General features: G+C 65.4%; 2 protein-coding genes and 1 pseudogene. 2 read left to right on the top strand and 1 reads right to left on the bottom strand.

Annotation, left to right across the window (positions count from 1 at the left end):
* Window positions 1-317 (bottom strand): annotated as a pseudogene (locus WBA38_RS10230) (hypothetical protein); the annotation flags it as partial.
* 118 nt (window positions 318-435) lie between these two features.
* Here WBA38_RS10230 and WBA38_RS10235 point away from each other — a divergent pair.
* Window positions 436-879 (top strand): DUF3151 domain-containing protein, encoded by a 444-nt coding sequence (locus WBA38_RS10235; RefSeq protein ID WP_424322647.1) that lies wholly within the window; start codon window positions 436-438, stop codon window positions 877-879.
* Between the two features lie 92 nt (window positions 880-971).
* Window positions 972-2,030, top strand: a complete 1,059-nt coding sequence (locus tag WBA38_RS10240; protein ID WP_424322648.1) for an FUSC family protein — start codon at window positions 972-974, stop codon at window positions 2,028-2,030.
* Window positions 2,031-2,084: the final 54 nt, after the last annotated feature.

Genomic DNA, 2,084 nt, shown 5'->3' on the forward strand with positions numbered 1-2,084 from the left:
ACACTCTCCTCGACGATGTCGGCGGTGCTCGCGACGTCGGTCGTGCGGGCAGCTGCGGCCGCGGCGGCGGCCGCAGCAACTTCTGCCGGAATCTTGAATGCCTTCGTCGGAGCTTCGGAGGTGCCCCCGCCCGCCGGTTCCGGCTCGTCTTCGAGCTTTTCCACCTCGGTCGGGGTGCGTGTCGGTTCGACCTGGTCAGCCGGGGCGGCAGCCTCGTCTGACTCCGCGGCGGTGGACTTGCCCTGCTCGCGCTGGGCACGGAAAGCGCCGACTACCTTGTCAATGGCGGCGGCGTTGTCGTTGTCCGATTCAGACATTTACTCAAGTTCCAATGTTCGTCGGGTGCGGTGGAGCTACACGCGCAAGCGTCAGGATATCGGACCGGCCTCCCACGAGCGTGGTCGGAGCGGCCCGATCAGATGGTTGAATGAATCTGTGACGTCATTTGGAGATCTTCTCGGACCCCCGCCCACCCTGCTCCCGGGAGACGACGACGCTGAGTCGGACTTGCTGAACGGGCTCGACCCCAGCGCCGTCGCGGCAGCGCATCCGTCGGCGTCCATCGCCTGGGCTTACCTCGCCGAGGCGTCGCTCGACGGTGCCCTCGATGGTGCTGAACCCGACCTGACCCGCGTCGTCGCGGCTTACGCCTATGCCCGTACCGGCTACCACCGCGGGCTCGACCAGTTGCGTCGAGCCGGTTGGAAGGGCTTTGGCCCGGTCCCGTGGAGCCACGAAGAAAACCGCGGATTCTTGCGTTGCGTCGGTGCGTTGGCTCGCGCGGCGCAGGCCGTCGGTGAAGAAGATGAATACCTTCGGTGCCTGGATTTGCTCAACGACAGTGACCCCCGCGCCATCGCCGAACTGGGCCTGGACTGATCAGTACCGACCCCCTATCGGACGAACCAACGACGGTCCGCGACGACTTCTCGCGGGCCGTCGCCGGGTTGCACCCGGCGTTGCGGACGCGGGTGCGACGATTGTGGCTGTCGTTGTTACCGATCGCCCAGTGTGCGATCGCCGCGGGACTGGCGTGGTTTGTAGCGCTCGATTTGCTCGACCACGCGGCCCCGTTCTTTGCCCCGATCGCGGCGGTCGCTTCGTTGGGTTTGTCGCTGGCGCGACGCTGGCGGCGGTCCTTAGAGCTCGTCGTCGGAGTGTCGATTGGCATTCTGGTCGGCGACATCGTGATCAGCCAGATTGGGTCCGGGCCCTGGCAGATTTCGGTGGTCGTAGCGGTAGCGATGGGGACTGCGGTGTTCCTCGACAAGGGGCCGCTGCTGCCGTTGCAGGCCTCGTCGTCGGCGGTGCTCGTTGCCACGTTGCTGCCGCCGGGCGATGTCGCCGGGTTTGAACGCGCGATCGACGCATTGGTTGGCGGGCTGATTGGCCTGCTGGTGGGGGCGTTGGTGCCGATTAATCCGGTCCGGCGGGCACGACGTGCTGCGGCCGGAATCCTGGATACCTTTCGAGATCTCAGCTGCGAGTTGGCCGAGGCGCTGCAAGCACGTGATGAGGACGCCGTGGCCAAGGTTCTGGAAAAGGCGCGCGGCACGCAGTCGGCGATCGACACCCTGCAAGCTGATGTCCTCGCCGGACGTGAAGTGGGGACGTTGTCCCCGCTGTATTGGGGGTCGCGTGATCGGCTGCGAACCATCGCGGCCACTGCCGATCCCCTCGACAACGCGGTCCGTAACTTTCGGGTCGTCACTCGGCGTGCGCTGGCACTGACCCAGCGCGGTGTCCCGGTAGAGCAGTCGATGATCAACATCATCAACGACCTCGGCGACATCTTCGAGATTCTTCGCCAGGTGATGTTGGCGGCCCCCGGCGCAGAGCCGGACCAAGCCGATGCCGCGCGGTTGATCCGTTCAGTGGTCCGCAAGGCACGAACCTCGCTCGCCGACAACGTCGAAGACCTCTCCGAAGCCGCGCTCCTGGTGGAGTTACGGTCGTTGCTCGTCGACCTCCTGATGGTCGCCGGCCTCAAACGCCTCTCCGCAATCGCGCAACTGCACCTAAACCGCTAACCCCCTTCTGGTGTTCTCGCATGATGCGTCGATTCCCGCACTATGTCGGACATA

The sequence above is a fragment of the Gordonia sp. (in: high G+C Gram-positive bacteria) genome (assembly GCF_049647785.1).
In the GTDB taxonomy this organism is placed as follows: domain Bacteria; phylum Actinomycetota; class Actinomycetes; order Mycobacteriales; family Mycobacteriaceae; genus Gordonia.